Source organism: Curtobacterium sp. B18 (assembly GCF_000333375.1).
Lineage (GTDB): Bacteria > Actinomycetota > Actinomycetes > Actinomycetales > Microbacteriaceae > Curtobacterium.
Window position 1 is genome coordinate 1 of the sequence record NZ_BACZ01000158.1, and the last position, 1923, is coordinate 1923.

3 protein-coding genes are annotated in these 1923 nt (G+C 70.0%); 2 read left to right on the forward strand and 1 reads right to left on the reverse strand.

Annotation, left to right across the window (positions count from 1 at the left end; all coding sequences use genetic code 11):
- Window positions 1-23: 23 nt before the first annotated feature.
- Window positions 24-353, reverse strand: a complete 330-nt coding sequence (locus I5E_RS04325; protein WP_022905913.1) for a hypothetical protein — start codon at window positions 351-353, stop codon at window positions 24-26.
- A gap of 56 nt (window positions 354-409) precedes the next feature.
- Here I5E_RS04325 and I5E_RS04330 point away from each other — a divergent pair, with 56 nt between their 5' ends.
- Both I5E_RS04330 and trpS read left to right on the forward strand, forming a co-directional pair.
- The gene (locus I5E_RS04330; RefSeq protein ID WP_022905914.1) at window positions 410-1252 is read left to right on the forward strand and encodes an exodeoxyribonuclease III; all 843 of its coding nucleotides are present in this window, start codon (window positions 410-412) and stop codon (window positions 1250-1252) included.
- Between the two features lie 36 nt (window positions 1253-1288).
- The coding region (gene trpS, locus I5E_RS04335; RefSeq protein WP_022905915.1) for a tryptophan--tRNA ligase at window positions 1289-1923 on the forward strand (635 nt) is incomplete at its 3' end.

A 1923-nucleotide genomic window follows, 5' to 3' on the forward strand; every position in this document is an offset into this window, starting at 1 on the left:
TCCCGTCCGTCGTCCGGTCGCCCCTACTGCCCCAGTGGCGGGATCGGGCGCAGCTCGCCCCAGGCGAAGGCACTCTCGGCGATGAAGTCCTGCAGGTCATCGGCGATCTTCAGGAGCATCTCCTGCTCGCCTTCCTGGAGCCACAGCCAGGAATCGCCGTCGTCGCCGGCGATCGACCACGCGAGGACCATGCCCTCGTCGGCGACGTCTGTCTCGACCACGCGGCGGAGTCGTTCGAGCCCGTCGGTGTAGACCCAGAACTCGGCTCCGCGGAACTCGTCCGGACGCAGCATCTGCTCGGCCACGGGTCGGAACGCGGCGAGCACCTCGCCCACGGTCATCACGACGGTCACGGCGCGAGCCTACGACCGGCGCGTCCGTGTCGGCACCCGCCGATAGGGTGTTGTGCATGACACGCCTGCGCCTCGCATCCGTCAACGTGAACGGCATCCGTGCCGCGTTCCGGAAGGGGATGGGCGACTGGCTCGCCACCCGCGACGTCGACGTGCTCGCCCTGCAGGAGGTCCGTGCGTCGAGCGACGACCTCGCCGGGCTCCTCGGCGACGAGTGGGACATCGTGCACGACCCCGCCACGGCGAAGGGCCGCGCGGGCGTCGCGATCGCCTCGCGCCACAGCGCCCACGTGCACCGCGTCGCGCTCGGCGCCGACGACTTCGACTCGGCCGGGCGCTGGCTCGAGGCGGACTACGAGATCGGCGGCACCACGGTGACGGTCGTGTCGACGTACGTCCACTCGGGCGAGGTGGACACCCCGAAGCAGGACGAGAAGTGGAAGTTCCTCGACGCCATGACCGAGCGGCTCCCCGAACTCCGCGCCCACAACCCGCTCGCGGTCGTCGTCGGCGACCTCAACGTCGGCCACGACCAGCGGGACATCAAGAACTGGAAGGGCAACGTCAAGCGCGCGGGCTTCCTGCCGCGTGAGCGCGCCTACTTCTCGCGGTTCTTCGGCGAGCAGGGGGCCGAGGTCGAGGGTGCCGACGGCTCGACCGGTCCGGGCCTCGGGTGGGTCGACGTGGGCCGCGCCCAGGCCGGCGACGTCGAGGGCCCGTACACGTGGTGGTCGTGGCGCGGCCAGGCGTTCGACAACGACACGGGCTGGCGCATCGACTACCAGGTGGCGACCCCGGAGCTCGCCGCGAAGGTCACGCAGTACACGGTCGACCGAGCTGCCGCGTACGACCAGCGGTGGTCCGACCACGCCCCCGTGGTCGTCGACTACGAACTCTGACCCGCTCCCCCACACGCTCCAGCACAGGACAGCACCATGACCAAGACGCGCATCTTCTCGGGCATCCAGCCCTCGGCCGGCTCCCTCCACCTCGGCAACTACATCGGCGCGCTCATGCAGTGGCGGACGCTGCTCGACGACCACGACGCGATCTACTGCGTCGTCGACATGCACGCCATCACCTCGCCGCAGGACCCGGCCGAGCTCCGCGCGAACACGCGGGCGACGGCCGCGCAGTACATCGCCTCGGGCATCGACCCGACCAAGGCGACGCTCTTCGTGCAGTCGCACGTGCCGGCGCACGCCGAGCTCGCCTGGGTCCTGAACACCCTGACCGGCTTCGGTGAGGCGAGCCGGATGACCCAGTTCAAGGACAAGTCCGCCCGGCAGGGTGCCGAGGCCGCGTCGGTCGGCCTCTTCACGTACCCGATCCTGATGGCGGCGGACATCCTGCTCTACGACACGAAGGTCGTGCCGGTCGGCGACGACCAGCGACAGCACGTCGAGCTCACGCGTGACCTCGCGGGGCGCTTCAACTCGCGGTTCGGCGACACGTTCGTCGTGCCGGAGGCCCGGATCCTCACCGACACGGCGCGGATCTACGACCTGCAGGACCCGACGAGCAAGATGAGCAAGTCGGCCGCGTCCGACAACGGCCTCATCCGACTGCT

What these genes read in the sequence shown, in the direction of transcription:
- I5E_RS04330 (WP_022905914.1), top strand. Translation starts at nt 410, where the DNA reads ATGACACGCCTGCGCCTCGCATCCGTCAACGTGAACGGCATCCGTGCC.